This window comes from Ectopseudomonas khazarica (assembly GCF_004521985.1).
GTDB classification, from domain to species: domain Bacteria; phylum Pseudomonadota; class Gammaproteobacteria; order Pseudomonadales; family Pseudomonadaceae; genus Aquipseudomonas; species Aquipseudomonas khazarica.
The window spans coordinates 66,197-83,216 of record NZ_SBHZ01000019.1; the positions used below are offsets into that span (position 1 = coordinate 66,197).

General features: G+C 65.4%; 18 protein-coding genes. 8 read left to right on the top strand and 10 right to left on the bottom strand.

Going from position 1 to position 17,020, the window contains the following annotated elements; all coding sequences use genetic code 11:
* Positions 1-53: 53 nt before the first annotated feature.
* The gene (gene earP / locus EPK82_RS21130; RefSeq protein ID WP_134677909.1) at positions 54-1,196 is read left to right on the top strand and encodes an elongation factor P maturation arginine rhamnosyltransferase EarP; all 1,143 of its coding nucleotides are present in this window, start codon (positions 54-56) and stop codon (positions 1,194-1,196) included.
* A gap of 34 nt (positions 1,197-1,230) precedes the next feature.
* Positions 1,231-1,806 (top strand): elongation factor P, encoded by a 576-nt coding sequence (efp, locus tag EPK82_RS21135; protein ID WP_037047597.1) that lies wholly within the window; start codon positions 1,231-1,233, stop codon positions 1,804-1,806.
* Positions 1,807-1,878: 72 nt separating this feature from the next.
* Here the strand turns inward: efp and EPK82_RS21140 are convergent, their stop codons facing one another.
* Positions 1,879-2,841: a LysR family transcriptional regulator gene (locus EPK82_RS21140; RefSeq protein ID WP_134677910.1), complete on the bottom strand. Its 963-nt coding sequence runs from the start codon at positions 2,839-2,841 to the stop codon at positions 1,879-1,881.
* 101 nt (positions 2,842-2,942) lie between these two features.
* On the opposite strand from EPK82_RS21140, the gene EPK82_RS21145 reads away from it, so the two are divergent.
* Positions 2,943-3,707 carry a sulfite exporter TauE/SafE family protein gene (locus tag EPK82_RS21145; RefSeq protein WP_037047593.1) on the top strand — a complete coding sequence of 255 codons (765 nt, stop codon included), beginning with the start codon at positions 2,943-2,945 and terminating at the stop codon, positions 3,705-3,707.
* Here the strand turns inward: EPK82_RS21145 and EPK82_RS21150 are convergent.
* Positions 3,702-4,556 carry a LysR family transcriptional regulator gene (locus EPK82_RS21150; RefSeq protein WP_037047591.1) on the bottom strand — a complete coding sequence of 285 codons (855 nt, stop codon included), beginning with the start codon at positions 4,554-4,556 and terminating at the stop codon, positions 3,702-3,704. The genes EPK82_RS21145 and EPK82_RS21150 overlap by 6 nt on opposite strands.
* Before the next feature lie 97 nt (positions 4,557-4,653).
* Here EPK82_RS21150 and EPK82_RS21155 point away from each other — a divergent pair, with 97 nt between their 5' ends.
* From EPK82_RS21155 to EPK82_RS21170, 4 genes are read left to right on the top strand one after another with little or no spacing between them, the layout of a single operon-like run.
* The gene (locus EPK82_RS21155; RefSeq protein WP_047585670.1) at positions 4,654-4,878 is read left to right on the top strand and encodes a DUF1127 domain-containing protein; all 225 of its coding nucleotides are present in this window, start codon (positions 4,654-4,656) and stop codon (positions 4,876-4,878) included.
* Positions 4,879-4,901: 23 nt separating this feature from the next.
* Positions 4,902-5,834, top strand: a complete 933-nt coding sequence (locus EPK82_RS21160) for a DMT family transporter (RefSeq protein WP_037047588.1) — start codon at positions 4,902-4,904, stop codon at positions 5,832-5,834.
* Between the two features lie 17 nt (positions 5,835-5,851).
* Positions 5,852-6,298: a DUF3291 domain-containing protein gene (locus EPK82_RS21165; RefSeq protein WP_134677911.1), complete on the top strand. Its 447-nt coding sequence runs from the start codon at positions 5,852-5,854 to the stop codon at positions 6,296-6,298.
* A gap of 14 nt (positions 6,299-6,312) precedes the next feature.
* Complete coding sequence (locus tag EPK82_RS21170; protein ID WP_134677912.1) at positions 6,313-7,506, top strand: winged helix-turn-helix domain-containing protein; 1,194 nt, start codon at positions 6,313-6,315, stop codon at positions 7,504-7,506.
* Here EPK82_RS21170 and EPK82_RS21175 read toward each other — a convergent pair.
* From EPK82_RS21175 to EPK82_RS21210, 8 genes are all read right to left on the bottom strand, one after another.
* A complete protein-coding gene (locus EPK82_RS21175) occupies positions 7,503-7,883 on the bottom strand; it encodes a lysozyme inhibitor LprI family protein (RefSeq protein WP_134677913.1) in 381 nt (126 codons plus the stop codon). The genes EPK82_RS21170 and EPK82_RS21175 overlap by 4 nt on opposite strands.
* A 54-nt stretch (positions 7,884-7,937) precedes the next feature.
* The gene (gene loiP, locus EPK82_RS21180; RefSeq protein WP_037047580.1) at positions 7,938-8,693 is read right to left on the bottom strand and encodes a metalloprotease LoiP; all 756 of its coding nucleotides are present in this window, start codon (positions 8,691-8,693) and stop codon (positions 7,938-7,940) included.
* A gap of 171 nt (positions 8,694-8,864) precedes the next feature.
* Positions 8,865-10,211 (bottom strand): class II 3-deoxy-7-phosphoheptulonate synthase, encoded by a 1,347-nt coding sequence (locus EPK82_RS21185; RefSeq protein WP_134677914.1) that lies wholly within the window; start codon positions 10,209-10,211, stop codon positions 8,865-8,867.
* Between the two features lie 84 nt (positions 10,212-10,295).
* Positions 10,296-12,089, bottom strand: coding sequence for an N-acyl-D-amino-acid deacylase family protein (locus tag EPK82_RS21190; RefSeq protein ID WP_134677915.1), 1,794 nt, complete (start codon positions 12,087-12,089; stop codon positions 10,296-10,298).
* Entirely contained in the window at positions 12,086-12,826 is a 741-nt protein-coding gene (locus EPK82_RS21195) for a sulfite exporter TauE/SafE family protein (protein ID WP_134677932.1), read from the bottom strand. Before EPK82_RS21195 ends, EPK82_RS21190 begins: the two co-directional genes overlap by 4 nt.
* The gene (locus EPK82_RS21200; protein WP_134677916.1) at positions 12,826-13,608 is read right to left on the bottom strand and encodes an SDR family NAD(P)-dependent oxidoreductase; all 783 of its coding nucleotides are present in this window, start codon (positions 13,606-13,608) and stop codon (positions 12,826-12,828) included. Before EPK82_RS21200 ends, EPK82_RS21195 begins: the two co-directional genes overlap by 1 nt.
* Positions 13,608-14,546, bottom strand: a complete 939-nt coding sequence (locus tag EPK82_RS21205; protein ID WP_134677917.1) for a bile acid:sodium symporter family protein — start codon at positions 14,544-14,546, stop codon at positions 13,608-13,610. The genes EPK82_RS21200 and EPK82_RS21205 overlap by 1 nt, the downstream gene beginning before the upstream one ends.
* Entirely contained in the window at positions 14,543-15,871 is a 1,329-nt protein-coding gene (locus EPK82_RS21210) for a flavin-containing monooxygenase (RefSeq protein ID WP_134677918.1), read from the bottom strand. The genes EPK82_RS21205 and EPK82_RS21210 overlap by 4 nt, the downstream gene beginning before the upstream one ends.
* A 136-nt stretch (positions 15,872-16,007) precedes the next feature.
* On the opposite strand from EPK82_RS21210, the gene EPK82_RS21215 reads away from it, so the two are divergent.
* On the top strand, positions 16,008-16,787 hold the full coding sequence (locus EPK82_RS21215) for a spermidine synthase (protein WP_134677919.1): 780 nt from the start codon (positions 16,008-16,010) through the stop codon (positions 16,785-16,787).
* The last annotated feature ends 233 nt before the right edge of the window (positions 16,788-17,020 follow it).

A 17,020-nucleotide genomic window follows, 5' to 3' on the forward strand; every position in this document is an offset into this window, starting at 1 on the left:
GGCATTTTCTTGTTCGGCAGGTACAATGGCGAACATTTTTCGAGGGGCGCGGCGTGGCCAGGTGGGACATTTTCTGCAGCGTGGTGGATAACTACGGTGACATCGGTGTGACCTGGCGGCTGGCCCGGCAACTGGTGGCCGAGCAGGGGCATGCCGTGCGCCTGTGGGTCGACGAGTTGCCTGCCTTCGTGCGCTTGTGTCCAGGCGCTAGCGCCAGTGCCGACTGTCAGTACCATGCAGGCGTCGAGGTGCGGCGCTGGTCGCAACCTTTTCCCTCTGTGGAGCCGGCGGATGTGGTGATCGAGGCATTCGCCTGCCAGTTGCCAACGACTTATATAGCGGCCATGAGTGGCGACGCCGTGAAGCGACTCTGGTTGAACCTGGAGTACCTCAGTGCCGAGGACTGGGTTGTCGGTTGTCATGCCTTGCCGTCGCCGCAGGCGGGTGGGCTGCAGAAGTTCTTCTTCTTCCCGGGATTCACGCAGGGCACCGGCGGGCTGCTGCGTGAGACGGATCTGTTGGCCCGTAGGCGGGCGTTTCAGGCCGATCCAATGGCTCAGCAGGTATTTCTAGAGGGCCTTGGCGTAGTGTGTGATCCAGACGCTCGGCTGGTTTCCCTGTTCGCCTATGAAAATGCCGGGCTGGCCAACTGGCTCGACGCCATGGCGGGCGACTCACGCGCGACCCAGTTGCTGGTACCACAGGGCAAGGTGCTCGTGGATCTGCAGCATTGGCTCGGTGAAACGGAGTTGATACCAGGCGACCAGCGCCGCTGCGGTCGCCTGCATGTGCAGGTACTGCCTTTCGTGGCGCAGGACGATTACGATCGTCTGTTGTGGTGCTGCGACTTCAATGCCGTGCGCGGCGAGGACTCGTTCGTGCGTGCGCAGTGGGCCGGTCGGCCTCTGCTCTGGCATATCTACCTGCAAGAGGAAGGCGCGCACTGGGACAAGCTGGAGGCTTTCCTGGCGCTGTACTGCGTCGATCTGAGCCCTCGGGCCGCGGCTGCGCAAGCCGAACTCTGGCGGGCATGGAATGCTGGGCGGGGGGTGAATGACGCCTGGTCGGAGGCGCTCGAGTGCTGGCCGGAGCTGTCGGAGCATGCCGAGCGCTGGTGCGCCCGACAGGCTGCTCAAGCGGATCTTGCCACGGCGCTGGAACAGTTTTACCGAAATTGGCTATCATACGCGGCCTAGATTTCTGTACCTCCCGCATATTTCGGATATCCGCATGAAAACTGCACAAGAAATGAGAGTCAACAGCGTGGCCCTGATCGATGGCCAGCCGTGGCTGATCCAGAAGGCCGAGTTCACCAAGTCCGGCCGTAACAGCGCCATCGTCAAGATGAAGCTGAAGAATCTGCTCAACGGCTCCAAGACCGAGACCGTCTACAAAGCCGACGACAAGATGGAGCCGGTGATTCTCGAGCGCAAGGAAGTGAACCTGTCCTACATCAGCGGTGAGGACTACGTGTTCATGGATCCGGAGTACAACTCCTACGAACTGCGTGCCGAAGACCTGGAAAGCGTTCTGCCGTTCATCGAAGAAGGCATGAACGATGTCTGCGAAGCCGTGTTCTTCGAAGGCAAGGTGATCTCCGTCGACCTGCCGACCACCATCGTGCGTCAGGTTGTCTACACCGAGAACGCCGCCCGTGGCGACACCTCCGGCAAGGTGATGAAGCCTGCCAAGCTGCGTAACGGTACCGAGATCAAGGTTGCCGAGTTCGTCGATATCGACGACTGGATCGAGATCGATACCCGTGACGGTTCCTACAAGGGCCGCACCCAGGCGCCGCAAGCCTGAGCTTGAGCGTCACCAGAAAACCCGGCCTTCGCGCCGGGTTTTTTTATGGTTTGCGTTCGCCTGAGCAACAGGTCATTGCTGCGGCGCTGCCAGGCTGGCCTGCAGGGCCTGATCCCAGGGGGGCGGAAAGCCGAAGCGCTGCTTGAGGAAGCTCAGCAGCAGACGTGTGCGTGGGCTGGCCTCGCGCTCCAGGCGCAGGGCGTAGATGCTGACCGGCTCCACCGCAGGCAAGCCGTTCTCGCAGAACAGGGGAATCAGTTCGCCACGCTGCAGGTGCTCGCTGCTCATCCAGGTCGGCAGGTGCGCCACCCCTAGGCCGGCGAGGGCGCTGAACAGCAGGGTCTCGGCATTGTTGCTGGTCTGCCGCAGGCGCTTGGGCTTGCATTGCTGCAGCTTGCCGTCGACCTCGAAGCGCCATGCATAGGGCGGTGCCAGGCTGTCCCAGTCGAGGCCGTCGTGCTGCTCCAGTTCCAGCGGGCTGCGTGGGATTCCGCGGCGGCGCAGGTAGTCCGGACTGGCGCAGACGATACGTGTCATCGAAGCCAGTGGCGTGGCTACCAGGCGGCTGTCGGGCAGTGGTCCGATGCGCACCACGATATCCACTTCACCCAGGTGCTCGCCCTGCAGGTCGATGAAGCTGTCGATCAGGCGCAGCTGTACGTCCAGTCCGGGATTGGCGCGCAGGAAGTCGGCGATCGCAGGCGCCAGGTGGCGCCGGCCAAAGGGAGAGGGCGCGTCGATGCGAATCAGCCCTTCCGGGGCGCTGCTCAGTGATACCGCCTCGGCGCGGGCCAGGTGCAGCTCGGCGAGGATGCGCCTGGCCCGTTCGGCGAACGCCAGGCCGGCCGGGGTGACGCGCACCGCGTGGGTACTGCGGCTGAACAGGCCGCTGCCCAGGGCGCGTTCCAGGGCATCGATTCGCCGGGCTACCGCCGAGGGGGTCAGCGGGTGGCGTCTGGCCGCAGCGGAGAAACTGCCGGTTTCCAGGACGTCGAGAAAGAGCTCCAGCTGGTCGGTCAGGGCATCGGGATTCATGTGGCGCTCTGCTTGTGCGTAAATGGCAAAGCCATTTTGCATTCTTGTGCGTTTCCATACTAGCTGCGCCTCTCTAAGATGCGCCCTGGCATGGAGGTGTCATGAGCCTGATCGATCTGTTATTGAATCTTGTCCTGGGCGCTGCTCTGGGAACCGTGGGTGGGCTGTTCGGTATCGGCGGCGGCCTGATCGCCATTCCGGTGCTGGGCGTGCTGTTCGGTCTGGATCAGCAACTGGCTCAGGGCACGGCCCTGGTCATGGTGGTGCCCAACGTGATGCTGGCGATCTGGCGCTACAACCAGCGCAACCGCATCGATTTGCGTCACGCCTTGCTGCTCGGCATTACCAGCCTGGTGTGCGCCTGGCTCGCTTCGTTGTACGCCGTGGAGCTGGATTCGCGCACCATGCGCTGGGCCTTCATCGGTTTCCTGCTCGCCCTGGCCGCCTACAACCTGGTACGCATGATGATGGCGCAGGCGCCGAGCAGCAGCGAGCTACGTCATCCCTGGGGCTGGTTCGGGGTGCTCGGCGGTGTGTCCGGTGCCATGGGCGGTCTGTTCGGCGTGGGCGGCGCAGTAGTCGCCACGCCGGTCTTGACCAGTGTGTTCGGCACCACGCAGGTGGTGGCGCAGGGGCTGTCCCTGTCCCTGGCGCTGCCCAGTACCGGGGTCACGCTGCTGACGTACGCGCTGCATGAGCACGTCAACTGGTGGATGGGTGTCCCCCTGGCGGTTGGCGGTCTGCTCAGCATCAGTTGGGGCGTGCGTCTGGCCCACTCGCTGCCGGAGCGTCTGCTGCGCAGCCTGTTCTGCGTGTTCCTGCTGATCTGCGCACTGATGCTGGGCCTCGAAGCCAGCGGGCTATAGGCGAAACCCCTCGACGATGTGGTCGGCCAGGCACTCGGTGACGGGGGACTGGCTGCTCTCGTTGCGCAGCAGCACGATGCTGGTCAGCGGCAGCAGTGGCAGGCCCTCGGCTTCACCGAGGATGCGCAGGTCCGGGGTGATCAGGCTCTGCAGCTGTGCGGTGACGGCCAGGCCCGCGCGCACGACGGCGAACAGCGCCGACAGGCTGGGGCTGGTGTAGGCGATGCGGTAGGGACGCGCCATGGCATCGAGCGCGTTGCAGGCCCACTCCCGGCAGAAGCAGTCGGCATTGAACATCGCCAGAGGCATGGGATTCTGCTCGTGCGGGCAGAAGCCCTGAGCGACGGCCCAGGCAAAGCGCTCCTGGCGCAGCAGTTGGCCTATTTCCTTGCCCGGCTGACGGGTGACGATGGTCAGGTCGAGGTCCTGGCGCAGCAGCAGCTGACCCGAGGGTTCACAGTGAACCTCGACCTGCACCAGCGGATAGGCCTGGGCGAAGCGCGAAAGAATCTCCGGTAGAAAACGCATGACGTAGTCATCCGGCGTACCGATACGCACGGAGCCGACCATGTGGGGCTCACGCAAGGTATTGAGAACTTCACCGTGCAGCTTCAGGATACGGCGCGCATAGCCGAGCAACACCTGGCCCTCGGGGGTCAGGCGGACCTGGCGGCCATCGCGCTCGAACAGCGCGCGCTGCACCACGTCTTCCTCCAGCCGCTTCATCTGCATGCTCACTGCCGATTGCGTGCGATTGACCGTCTCGGCGGCGCGTGTGAAGCCGCCGGTGTCGGCAATGGCGACGAAACTGCGCAGCAATTCGGTATCGATACTGGGGTGGAAGGCCATTCATCAATCCTCGAGATGGATTCCATAAGAAACATTCGTTGGATTGATCTTAATCCTGGCTCGACACTGATGCCAACCCCACAGGGAGGGCATCGAGATGAAAGGTCAAAAAGGTTATGCGTTGGCTCAGGCTATCCACTTCGAACGTCTGCCATCGCTGGCAGAAATGTGGCGTGTACTGCGGCGCTGGCGTCAACTGGCTCGAGAGCGTCAGCAACTGGCGCGTCTGGATGGAGCGGCGCTGAAGGACCTCGGTCTATCCCGGGCCGATGCGTTGCAGGAGGCCGAGCGGCCGTTCTGGGATGACCCGCTGAGAAAGTGAGTCGTGATCATTGGAGTGACTGAATGACCGCTGTACGCAAGGGTGCGGACTTTTTCCTGTTTCAACTGATGTTGCTGCTGTGCGCCATATGGGGCAGCCAGCAGGTCGCCATCAAGCTGGCGGCCGAGGACATCGCGCCGATGTTGCAGGTGGCATTGCGCTCGGGCATCGCTGCCGTGTTGGTTGGCATTCTGTTGCTCTGGCAGCGCGGTTGGCGGGGCTGGCTGGGAAGTACCTGGCTGGCAGGGATGCTGGCTGGCGTGCTGTTCGCCCTGGAGTTCTTCTTCATCGCCCTGGGGCTGCGTTACACCTCGGCCTCGCACATGGCGGTGTTTCTCTATACCGCGCCGATTTTCTCGGCGCTGGGGCTGCACCTGATGCTGCCCAGCGAGCGCCTGCGCCGCTTGCAGTGGCTGGGCATCGCGCTGTGCTTCGGCGGCGTGGTGATGGCCTTTGGCGTGGGCGGCGAGTGGAGCGAGATAGACGCCGACATTCTGCTTGGCGATGCACTCGGGCTCTGCGCAGGCATGGCCTGGGGCGCCACTACCGTGGTCGTGCGCGGTTCGCGCCTGTCCGAGGCGCCGGCGGGGCTCACCCTGTTCTATCAGTTGACGGTGGCCTTCGTCCTGCTGCTCGGCTATGCCCTGGCGATGGTCGATCTCGGGCAGGTGCGCTGGACGCCGCTGGCCATCGGCAGCGTTCTGCTGCAGGGCGTGGTGGTGTCGTTCTTCACCTATCTGGCCTGGTTCTGGCTGTTGCGTCGCTATCTGGCCTCGAACATGGCGGTGTTCTCGTTCATGACGCCATTGTTTGGCGTGACGTTCGGTGTGCTGGTTCTGGATGAACCGCTCACCCTCAACTTCATCATCGGCGCCGCGCTGGTGCTGGCGGGGATCATGCTGGTCAGCAGCGAGCGCTGGCTGAAGCGACGCCTTGCCGGCCTGCGCGGCCAGTAGCGGTCTGGAGGCAGTTCGTGTCCATTCATCATTTGGCTCAGCTCAACATCGCGGCTATGAAGGCGCCCCTGGAGTCGGCGGAGATGGCGGACTTCGTCGCCAACCTGGAGCGGATCAACACACTGGCCGAGGCGGCCCCGGGCTTCGTCTGGCGACTGCAGGACGAGGCGGGGGATGCCACGGCGATCAGGCCGTTCGGGGATGAGGTGCTGGTCAACATGTCGGTCTGGCAGGACGTTCAGTCGCTCAGCGACTACGTGTACAAATCCGCGCATACCGAGATGCTCAAGCGCCGACGTGAATGGTTCGGGCGCATCGAGCAGGCCCACCAGGTACTGTGGTGGGTGCCGTCGGGGCATCGTCCAGATGTGCTGGAAGCGGCCGAGCGCCTTGCGCACCTGCGCGAGCATGGCGCGACAGCGCATGCCTTCACCTTCCGCCATGCGTTCGCGGCGCCGGCCTGATAGGCTGGCGCGTCATGACTCTCTCACTCTCTCTCGCCGAGGCACGTCGTCTGGCCCTGTCTGCCCAGGGCTTCGGTCGTGTGCCACGTGGCGCCATCGCTCATCGGCAACTGCAGGCGCAGATCGAGCGCCTGGGTGTGCTGCAGATCGATTCGGTCAACGCCGTTGTACGCTCGCATTACCTGCCGGCGTTTTCCCGCCTTGGCCACTACCAGGCCGAGCACCTCGACGAGCTGGCCTGGGGGCGCGCACGGCGTCGGCGTCTGTTCGAGTACTGGGGGCACGAAGCGTCACTGCTGCCGCTGGAGCTCTATCCACTGCTGCGCTGGCGCATGCGCCGCGCCGCGGACGGCCAGGGTATCTATGGCCAGCTGGCGAGGTTCGGGGTCGAGCGGCGCGACGTGATCGACTCGGTGCTGCAGGCGGTGCGCGAACGCGGCGCACTGGGCGCTGGCAGTCTCAGCACACGCAGCGAGAAGGCCGGGCCCTGGTGGGACTGGAGCGCGGAGAAGACCGCACTGGAGTGGCTGTTCGCTGCGGGTGAGGTGACAGTGGCCGGGCGTCGTGGCTTCGAGCGCCTGTACGATCTGCCGGAGCGGGTGATCCCCGGCGAGCTGCTCGATCAGGCCGAGCTGGATGAGGATGAAGCGCAGCGTCGTCTGCTGCTGCGCTCCGCCGATGCCCTCGGGGTGGCCAGCGAAAAGGATCTGCGCGACTACTACCGACTGGACGCGGGCGACAGCAAGCGCCGAGTCGCCGAGCTGGTGGAAGAGGGCGCGTTGCTGCCGGTGGCGGTGCAGGGCTGGCAGCAGCCGGGCTATTGCCGCGGCGAGCCGCGCATTCCGCGACGCATACGCCACAGTGCACTGCTGTCACCCTTCGACTCGCTGATCTGGGCGCGCGAGCGGACCGAGCGATTGTTCGGTTTTCGCTATCGCCTGGAAATCTACACGCCACAGGCCAGGCGGGTGTATGGCTACTACGTGCTGCCGTTCCTGCATCACGAGCGCCTGCTGGCGCGGGTGGATCTGCGCAGCGAGCGCGCGGCGGGGCGTCTGGCGGTGCATGCCGTGCACCTCGAAGAGGTGGTGCTGAGCGAGGAGGCGCGACAGGCGCTGAGCGATGCGCTGCACGGGCTGGCGCAGTGGCTGGGGCTTGCCGATGTGTGGCTGGCGCCCGGGGTCAGGCAGCAGGGGCTGCTTCGCTAGCCGGCGTGTTCCAGGAGGAATTGCAGTTCGCTGACGCGCTGGATGTTCAGTTCCATGGGGCAGGTGTAGTACATCGGTGAGCCGATGTACTTGCCTTGCAGGTCGCACTGACCGTTGCGGTAGATCAGCCAGGCTTTTTGCGCCGTTTCCAGTTGCTCGGCGCTCTGCGGGTCATTGGCCTGCAGCTTGAGGAACAGCTGCTGGTAGATGCGGTTCATGTCGCGCTTCGCCACGGCGGATACGCCCTCGGCGCAACCGGCGACGATGGAATTGTTGATCGCGCCGTTGGCATTCAGGCAGGCCTGATACTGCGCGTCGTAGTCGGCCCAGGCGGTGAGCGGCAACAGCGCCATCACCAGGTATCTCAGCATCGACATGATTGCCTTCCTGAGGTGTCGGGGGCGGCAGGAAGCCGCCCTCGAGTGCCGTGATTACTTGGCGGCCAGACGGTTGCGCATGTTGTTGGCGCGCTCGGTGGAACCCGGGTGCGAGGAGAACATGCTGCTTTCGCCGCCGCTCAGCTTGGCCAGCTTCTCGAACGCGGTGACCAGGCCTTCGCGCGGGATGTTGCGCTCGGTCAGGAAGTCGAAGGAGAAGTTGTCGGCTGCGGTTTCCTGGCTTTGCGAGAACTGGGCGTTGACCAGTTGCTCACCCAGCGCGCCCAGCTCGGAGGACGACAGCGCGGCGAGCGTGGTGTTGCCCGAGGAGGCGGCGGCGTTGCGCGCTGCGGAGGTGGCGTAGGCGGTCTGCATGGCCTTCTTGGTGTGGCCCAGGGCCACGTGGCCCATCTCGTGGCCCAGCACGCCTTCGACTTCGTTGTCGTTCATCGCGTCCATCAGGCCGCTGTACACGCGCACGCAACCGTTGGCCATGGCCCAGGCGTTGACCTCTTCATCGAGGTAGACCTTGTAGTTGACCGGCGTGCCGTTGACCTGGTTGCCGAGGTTGGCGGCGATCTTGTTCAGGCGCTTGCCGTAGGAGGTTTCGGGGCCGGCGATGTTGGCGTTGGCGTCCATTTCCGCGCAGGCCTGGTCGGACATGCTTTTGACCTCGGCATCGCTCAGGGTCGCAGCCTGTACGGCCATCAGGCCGGACTGCAGCATGGCGTCGGGGGACATGTTCTGGCAGCCGCTCAGCAGAACGGCGCTGGACAGGGCAAAAGCGGAAAGCGTGGTACGAAGTTGCATGGAGCATCGTCCTTGTTGGGTAGTGATGGCCGCGAGTCCTTCCCGGCAGGGCATAGCAGCTCGGCACCGTCCGGTGCTCGCGTTGGGGTCGGCATTATGCCGCATAACGCACAGAAGAAGTGCGAGCCGGTTCGCGCCCTGGCCAGTGGCTACTAGCCAGGGCGCGTGGCTTCAGCGGCGTACCTGCTTGAGGGTTTCCGCGATCATGAACGCCAGCTCCAGCGACTGGTCGGCATTCATGCGTGGGTCGCAGTGCGTGTGGTAGCGATCGGACAGGCCGTCCTCGGTGATCGGCCGCGAGCCGCCGATGCATTCGGTGACGTTCTGCCCGGTCATTTCGATGTGGATGCCGCCGGCGTGAGTGCCCTCGGCCTGGTGCACGGCGAAGAACTGCCGCACCTCGGCCAGAATCTGCGCGAAGTCACGCGTCTTGTAGCCGCTGCTGGCCTTGATGGTGTTGCCATGCATCGGGTCGGAGCTCCACAGCACCTGGCGACCTTCGCTCTGCACCTTGCGCAGCAGCCGCGGGAAGTGGGCTTCGACCTTGTCCGCGCCCATGCGCACGATCAGGTTGAGGCGGCCCGGATCGTTCTCCGGGTTGAGGGTATCGATCAGGCGGATCAGTTCATCCGGGTCCAGGCTCGGACCGACCTTGACCCCGATGGGGTTCTCGATGCCGCGCATGAACTCGACGTGGGCGCCATCGAGCTGGCGGGTACGATCGCCGATCCACAGCATGTGTGCGGAGCAGTCGTACCAGCGGCCGGTCAGGCTGTCCTTGCGCACGAAGGCCTGCTCGTAGTTCAGCAGCAGCGCTTCGTGGGCGGTGAAGAAGCTGGTCTCGCGCAGTTGCGGTGCGCTGTCCATGCCCACGGCGCGCATGAACGACAGGGTTTCATCGATACGCCCGGCGAGCTGGTGGTACTTCTCCGACAGCGCCGAGTTGGCGATGAAGTCGAGGTTCCACTGGTGCACCTGGTGCAGGTCGGCAAAGCCGCCCTGGGCGAAGGCGCGCAGCAGGTTGAGGCTGGCCGTGGCCTGGTGGTAGGCCTGCAGCAGGCGCTCCGGGTCGGGAGCGCGGCTTGTCGCATCGAAACCGATGCCGTTGACGATGTCGCCACGGTAGGCCGGCAGGGTCACGCCGTCGATGGTCTCGCTGCCGGCAGAACGCGGCTTGGCGAACTGACCCGCCATGCGCCCGACCTTGACCACCGGGCAGCCGGCGGCGAAGGTCATGACGATGGCCATCTGCAGCAGCACCTTGAAGGTGTCGCGAATCTTCGCCGCAGAGAATTCGGCGAAGCTTTCGGCGCAGTCGCCACCCTGCAGCAGGAAGGCACGCCCCTGGGTCACCTCGGCGAACTGGCGGCGCAGCTCGCGCGCTTCGCCCGCGAAGACCAGCGGCGGGTAACCTGCCAGGGTCTGTTCGACACGGGCGAGGTGGCTGGCGTCAGGGTATTCAGGCTGCTGCTGGATGGGCTTGGCCCTCCAGCTTTCGGGGCTCCAGGCGTGCGGCATGCGACATCTCTAACGTTGATCGGGCGGAGGCGCATGGTAACCGATAAGCCCTGCTGCCCGTACGTGTATCGACGGCGCCACGGCTCATGACGCCGTGGCGGGCTGCAGGTCGCGCGCTGGCGACGTTCGCGGCAGCACCTCGCGCCCCGGCAGGAAGCGTCCATAGTGCTGCGCCGTGCCCAGGTCCTGCGGGTACTCCAGGCCACGGCGATAGGCGATCCGGCCGTTGATCAGCGTGAGCTCGACGGCGGCGTCGTTGCGTTTGACCACGCGCTGCAGGCCCAGCACCTCCATGGGCGCCTCGTGCAGCGCATCGAGGCTGTCGTCGAGGCCCTGCGGATTGATCAGCACCAGGTCGGCGCGATCACCGACGCGCAGGTAGCCGGCATCGACGCCGATGAAGTCGGCCAGCTCGGCGCTACAGCGGCGTACCGCCTGGCCCAGGGGCATGAAGGGCTCGCCCGCCAGCTCTGCGTCACGCACGTACTTGAGAAAGCGCAGCGGGAAGTTGTACTGGGCGATGGAGCGCAGGTGCGCGCCGGAGTCGGCGAAGCCGGGGTGGGTCCAGGGACTGGCCAGCAGCTGGCGCATGATCGCTTCGCGCTGGTTGCCGTAGCAGGTCGTCCACTTCAGCGCCTCGCGGTACTGGCAGGCCAGTTCGAAATAGGCATCTACCGCGTCCAGACCGCGAGCCTGGCCCAGTTGCTTGAAGTTCTTGCCCACCAGGCTGGCGTCCGGGCATTCGCTCACCCAGCAGTCGGAGAAGTCGCGGTGCCACAGCCCCTTGGTCAGCACCGCCTTGACCTGCTTCTTGAACAGCGCGCGGAACGCCGGCTCCCGGACCTTGGCATAGAGCTCGTCCGGGTCCTTGATGTCGCGCAGCACTTCGCCGGCGCCGAACTCTTCGAAGGCGTTCACGTTGAGGCCCTCGAGGCGCAGGGTGAAGGGGGCTGGCAGCGTCTGCCAGCGGAAGTGACCGCGCAGGACCCTGTTCGCCAGCCAGCCGGACAGCCGCGTGAAACGATGCAGCAGCGGCTGCGACTTGAGGTCGAGGGCGGTGAGCATGGTGCATTTCAGCGGTTTTCTGAACCAGCCGTGGGCCTGCCACAGAAAGGCGAAGACGTTAACCTTGGTCACCGCGTTCGGCGCTCCCTGCAGCACCGCGCCGCGCCGCCGCAGCACGGCGAACAGGCGCGAGAATTCCTTCCAGCTGGCGAAGGTGGACGGTAGCGGGCTGGACCAGGCGCGGTCGCCGTCCATCTTGTCCAGGCGGGTGGTCATCACCGACAGGCCGATGCAGCCGGCATCCAGCGCCTCCTCCAGCAGCTGTTCCATGCGTGCGAGTTCGGCTTCGCTCGGCTTCACCCGGCGGGTGGCGCGTTGCAGGCCCATCACCGCCACGCGCAGCTCGGAGTGACCGAGGAAGGAGTTGACGTTCGGCCCCAGTGGCAACTGATCGTAAAAGGCGCGATAGCCGCTGGCGTCACGCCAGGTCTTCTTCTCCTGCAGGATCGGCAGCACGTACTCGCGCGGGACCGCCTCGACACGGGTGAACAGGTCGGAGCAGTCCTCGGCCTCCGCCAGCACCATGCTGATGGAGCAGGAGCCAATGGTCACGCTGGTGACGCCATGGCGCACCGACTCCTTCAGCGCCGGCGCCGCGATGACTTCGGCATCGTAGTGCGAGTGGATCTCCAGAAAGCCCGGGGTGACCCAGTGGCCCTCGGCGTCTATCACTTCGCCGCAACCGTCTTCGTTCAGCGGGCTGAGGGCGAGCACGTCGATCTTGCCGTCCCTGATGCCGATATGGCGCAGTGCGCCGGGGGCGCCGCTGCCGTCGAAGTACAGGCCGTTCTTGATGATGATGTCGTAGCTCATGGCAGTCTCCAGGGCGCCAGCAGCAAGAGGCCGGTGACCAGTAGCAGGAAGTGGATGGCGATGCGGAAGTGCCGCTCATCGACGCGTCGGTGCAGCTGCTCGCCGAGCCACACGCCGAGAGGCAGCAGCGGGGCGTAGCTCAGCACCTGTGGCAGCGCCGGCAACAGGCGGCCGTCGCAGAGAAAGGCCAGGGTGAGCAGGCTGTTGAGGGTGAACCAGACGCTGATCAGCGTGGCGCGCAGGCGCGCCTTGTCCAGCTCGGTGCCGGCCAGGCCGTAGACCAGCAGCGGGCCGCCGGACGCGAACAGGCCGTGGCTGACGCCGGCGCACAGGGTGATGAGGCGGGAGGCCCAGGTCGGGCGCAGCGTCTGCCTGTATGTCCGGCGCAGGCGCCATAGCTCGCGTCCGGCGAAGCAGAGGATCAGCGCGCCAAACGTGGTCTTCAGCAGCTGGGCGTCCAGGTACGGCAGCAGGCAGTAGCCGAGCAACGTGCCGGCGAGCATGCCCGGCAGGATGTTGCCAAGCAGCAGGCGCCGGTCGATCAGGCGCCGATGGCGCTGCACCAGGTAGCCGGTCATGCAGACGTTCAGCGGTACCAGGATCGGCAGCAACTGTTCGATGGGCAGCAGCAGGGCACCCAGCGAGAGGGCAATGACCACGCTGCCGAAGCCGGTGATCGCCTCCAGGGTGTAGGCCAGCAGAATGAAGGCACCGAGGGCATAGGGGGCCGCCGTGATCACCTCAGTTCTCCGGCGAAGCGCCGGCTCATCTGCCGGTAATACAGCGCTGGCGCCAGCCGCCAGAGCAGGCTCGCCAGCCAGCTGCCGCGATCGGGGAAAAGGCGTTCGCGGCGCTGGTGGAGCGCAACGAGGATCGCCTCGGCCATCCACTCGGCGCTGCGCACGTTGCCGATGGTCGAGCGTGCGTGGCGAGCCGGCTGGCCATCTGCACCCAGCGCATTGCGGTCGATGGGGGTATCGAGAAAGCTCGGGTAGACCAGCAGCAGGCCGATGCCGTCGAGGCCGATCTCGGCGCGCAATACCTCGAAGGCCTGGCTCAGCGCGCTTTTCGCTGCACAGTAGCCTGCGCGCCCCAGCACCGGCATCCAGCCGGCCATGGAACCGATGGCCGCGACCTGGCCACGGCTTTCACGCAGCAGGGGCAGGGCGGCCAGGGTCAGTTCCAGCGGTGCGTGATAATCCACGGCCATGACCTTGCGAAACACCGCCGGCGCGGTACGCACCGTGGGTGAGCGGTGGGTGATGCCGGCATTGTTGAACAGTACATCCAGGCGCCCGAAACGTTGGCGGCAGGCCTCCAGCAGGTGCTGATGCAGCGCCGGGTCGGTGATGTCGCCGGGTACGCCGAGGACGCGCTCGGTGCCCAGCGTGTCGACACGCGCGGCGAGGCCCTGGCTGTCGATATCGGTCAGCAGCAAGGCGTCGCCCCGGGCATGGCAGGCGCGCGCAAGCTGCCAGCCGAGGCCGCTGGCGGCGCCGGTGATCAGAACCACTCGCATCATTTTTCTCCGAGGTTGGCCAGCGGCGTCAGCAGCGCGTCGGGCTGGAGGGGGTGGCGTGACCAGAGCCAGGCCAGGCCGAGGCCGGATATCAGGTGCCAGCAACCCCAGAAGGCGGCGATCAGCAGCATGCCGCCGGCCTGCGGGAAGAAGGTGAAGATGATCACCAGGCCCAATGCCGAGTTCTGGATGCCGACTTCGAGGGTCAACGCGCGTCGGTCGGCGGGCGGCAGGCCGCTCAGTCGCGCGCTCAGGTAGCCGATGCCCAGCGCCAGCGCGTTGTGTGCCACCACCAGCCAGAAGAACAGGTGGAAGTGTTGCGTGAACTGCTGCAGGTTGCGGCTGAAGGCCAGTGCCACGAACGCCAGCATCACCAGCAGGGCGATCAGTCGCAGCGGCTTCTCCACCTTCAGTGTCAGTTGCGGGAAACGCCGGCCGACCCACATGCCCGCCAGCAGCGGCACGCCCAGTACCAGCAGCACGAGCAGGAGCAGGCTCAGCGGATCGAGGGCGATCTGCGTCAGCAGCGGGCGCGTGTGCGGGTTGAGCCAGGCGTAGAAGGCAAAGTTGAGTGGCGTCAGGACACTGGCTGCGACGCTGGACACTGCGGTCATGCTTACCGACAGCGCGACGTTGCCACGGGCCATCCAGGTCATGATGTTGGAGAAGCTGCCGCCCGGGCAGGCCGCGATCAGCGTCATGCCCAGGGCCAGCTCCGGCTGGATGGCCAATGCCCAGCAGGCCAGGCAGGTCAGCGCCGGCAGCAACAGGAACTGCGCCAGCAGGCCGATCACCGGCGCCCTGGGGGCTCGGGCAATGCGCCGGAAGTCCTCGGCGCGCAGGTCGAGCGAGACGCCGAACATCATCAGCGCGACGATAAGGTTGATCAGCACCAGGCTGCTGGGGTCGAAAGCGATATTGACCTGCTCCACGTTCATGCCCCCTGTGTCGCGGGTGTGACGTCGCCGGCCAGTTCGCGGCGCAGCGCCGTGCTGTGTTCGGCGATGCGTCTACGATAGCTGTCCTTGTGCACGTAGTAGGCCATGCGCTCCAGTTGCAGGTACTGGTAGCCGCCGTCCAGGCGTTGGCCGGCCTGGGCGCGGATGGTCTGGCGCAGGGCCTGCGCGGCAGGGCTGCCGGCCTGCAGCTGGCGGATGTACAGGGCGACCAGCTCGGCCTGCTCGTCGCGCCCCTGCCAGCCCAGGCCGGAGGCTTCGACCATACCGAGCATGAACAGGTCGTCGTGTTCGGGGTGAAAGACGTTGAGGTACAGCTGTGGCGCGCCGGCATCCTCCGGCCAGTTCAATTCGCTGCGGGCGATGAAGGGGTAGTCCAGCCGATAGCCGGTGGCCATCAGGATCAGGTCGTACTCCGCCTGCTCGCCGTTGACGAAGGTCACGCAGTGGCCGCTCACTGCGCGGATGTCGCCACGGGGGCGGATATCGCCATGGCCGATATGGTGCAGCACCAGCGAGTTCATCACCGGGTGCGATTCGTACAGGCGGTAGTCGGGATCTGGCAGGCCGTACTGCGAGGGTTTGCCCACCAGGGCGCGCACCAGCAGGCCGTCGATCGTCTGCTTGAGGCGGCGCGGCAGCCTGATCGCGCCGCCGAAGGTGTCGGTGGGCTTGCCGAGGATGAACTTGGGCAGGAAGTAATAGCCGCGGCGTACCGACAGGTCCACCGAGGCGGCACGGTGCACGGCGTCCACGGCGATGTCGCAGGCCGAGTTGCCGCAGCCGACCACCAGCACGCGCTTGTCGGCGAAGATATCGGCACGCTTGTAGGCGCTCGAGTGCAGCAGCTCACCCTGGAAGTCACCGGGCAGTTGCGCCAGGTTGGGGGTGTGCAGGGTGCCGTTGGCGATCAGCACGCCCTCGAAGTGCCATTCGCGCTGTTCGCCGTCACGCTCGCTGGTCAGTCGCCAGCCCTGTGCGAGGCGCTCCAGCTTCACCACGCGGGTATCGAACTGGTAGTGCTCGTAGAGGCGGAAGTGTCCGGCGTAGTCGCGGAAATAGCGGCGCATCTCACTGTGATGCGGATAGGGCGCAACATTGGCGCGCATGGGGAATTCGCTGAACTCGGTGGTGCCCTTGGAAGAGATCAGGTGGGCCGAGTGGTACATGGTGCTGTGCGGATTGTCGATGTCCCACAGACCGCCGACGTCGCTGTGCAGCTCGAAGCCGACGAAGTCGATACCCTGTTTCTTCAGATGCCGGGCCGTGCACAGGCCCATGGGGCCGGCGCCTATGATGGCGTACATGGCGAACCTCGTTATTGTTATGAGTAGCAGCGCAAGTGGTGGAATTATCGCGTGACCTGGGGCGGCTGCTTCAATGACAATTGGCGCCGTTAGCCCGCCTCTTGTGGTACGGGATGTCACTGTTGGAGAGGGAGCCATGCCAGGATTGCCGCCGAGCGAAGAATTGCAGTTGCAGGACGAGGTGCTGCTGACCGAGGTGCGTGACGCCTTCGGGGTGATTCGTGTGGTGCAGATTGGCGCCTACCGTTTTCTCGAGTTTGGCGACGCGATCGAGCAGAGCTGCGTATTCGTCGGTGATCCCAGCTGGCTGGAGTACGACTACACCCGCGCCATGCTGCTTGGCGCGCTTTGCCACGACGCGCCGGAGACCGCGCTGTTTCTCGGCCTGGGCGCCGGCAACCTGACCCAGGCGTGCCTGAAGTTCCTGCCGCTGGAGGATGTCGAGGCCATCGAACTGCGCCCCGACGTGCCGCGTCTGGCCATGGAGTTCCTCGGCCTGGACGACGACCCGCGCCTGACCATTCGCATCGGCGACGCCACCGACCTGCTCGCCAGTGCGGAAAGCGCTGACCTGATCTTCCTCGACCTCTACACCGACCAGGGGCCTGGCGTCGGGCACCTGGCCTGGCGTTTTCTCGAACAGTGCCAGGCCAAGCTCAATCCCGGCGGCTGGCTGATCATCAACCAGTGGGCCAGCAACGACGGCAAGCCCCTGGGGGCGGCGCTGTTGCGCGGCCTCTACCATCGGCACTACTGGGAATGCCCGGTGAAGGAGGGCAACGTGGTGCTGCTGATCCCGGCCGACCTCGACCAACGCCTGAACATGGGGCGCCTGCAGGCGCGAGCGGGTGAACTGGCACCGCGCCTGGGCTATTCGCTGCAACCGCTGATCGAGGCGATGCGCCCGGCTACCTGATGCACCGTTGAGCGGCTCGTTGCCCGAGAAAGCGCAAAAACCAGCACCCGGGTCAGGATTTTCCGGTATAGTGCGCGCCGGCCAAATTTCCGGCCACGTTCAGGTAGTGCAATTCGCCCGGGGCTCGACTCCGGCAGCCAGTCCCGCTGCGGACTATCCTTGACGATTCACTTTCATCACGTTTTCGCAAATCCCCGCCGAACCAGGCTGCCAGGGTGACCCACAAGGTCTTG

What these genes read in the sequence shown, in the direction of transcription:
- efp (WP_037047597.1), top strand. Translation starts at nt 1,231, where the DNA reads ATGAAAACTGCACAAGAAATGAGAGTCAACAGCGTGGCCCTGATCGAT.
- EPK82_RS21140 (WP_134677910.1), bottom strand. Translation starts at nt 2,841, where the DNA reads ATGAATCCCGATGCCCTGACCGACCAGCTGGAGCTCTTTCTCGACGTC.
- EPK82_RS21145 (WP_037047593.1), top strand. Translation starts at nt 2,943, where the DNA reads ATGAGCCTGATCGATCTGTTATTGAATCTTGTCCTGGGCGCTGCTCTG.
- EPK82_RS21150 (WP_037047591.1), bottom strand. Translation starts at nt 4,556, where the DNA reads ATGGCCTTCCACCCCAGTATCGATACCGAATTGCTGCGCAGTTTCGTC.
- EPK82_RS21155 (WP_047585670.1), top strand. Translation starts at nt 4,654, where the DNA reads ATGAAAGGTCAAAAAGGTTATGCGTTGGCTCAGGCTATCCACTTCGAA.
- EPK82_RS21160 (WP_037047588.1), top strand. Translation starts at nt 4,902, where the DNA reads ATGACCGCTGTACGCAAGGGTGCGGACTTTTTCCTGTTTCAACTGATG.
- EPK82_RS21170 (WP_134677912.1), top strand. Translation starts at nt 6,313, where the DNA reads ATGACTCTCTCACTCTCTCTCGCCGAGGCACGTCGTCTGGCCCTGTCT.
- EPK82_RS21175 (WP_134677913.1), bottom strand. Translation starts at nt 7,883, where the DNA reads ATGTCGATGCTGAGATACCTGGTGATGGCGCTGTTGCCGCTCACCGCC.
- loiP (WP_037047580.1), bottom strand. Translation starts at nt 8,693, where the DNA reads ATGCAACTTCGTACCACGCTTTCCGCTTTTGCCCTGTCCAGCGCCGTT.
- EPK82_RS21185 (WP_134677914.1), bottom strand. Translation starts at nt 10,211, where the DNA reads ATGCCGCACGCCTGGAGCCCCGAAAGCTGGAGGGCCAAGCCCATCCAG.
- EPK82_RS21190 (WP_134677915.1), bottom strand. Translation starts at nt 12,089, where the DNA reads ATGAGCTACGACATCATCATCAAGAACGGCCTGTACTTCGACGGCAGC.
- EPK82_RS21200 (WP_134677916.1), bottom strand. Translation starts at nt 13,608, where the DNA reads ATGCGAGTGGTTCTGATCACCGGCGCCGCCAGCGGCCTCGGCTGGCAG.
- EPK82_RS21205 (WP_134677917.1), bottom strand. Translation starts at nt 14,546, where the DNA reads ATGAACGTGGAGCAGGTCAATATCGCTTTCGACCCCAGCAGCCTGGTG.
- EPK82_RS21210 (WP_134677918.1), bottom strand. Translation starts at nt 15,871, where the DNA reads ATGTACGCCATCATAGGCGCCGGCCCCATGGGCCTGTGCACGGCCCGG.
- EPK82_RS21215 (WP_134677919.1), top strand. Translation starts at nt 16,008, where the DNA reads ATGCCAGGATTGCCGCCGAGCGAAGAATTGCAGTTGCAGGACGAGGTG.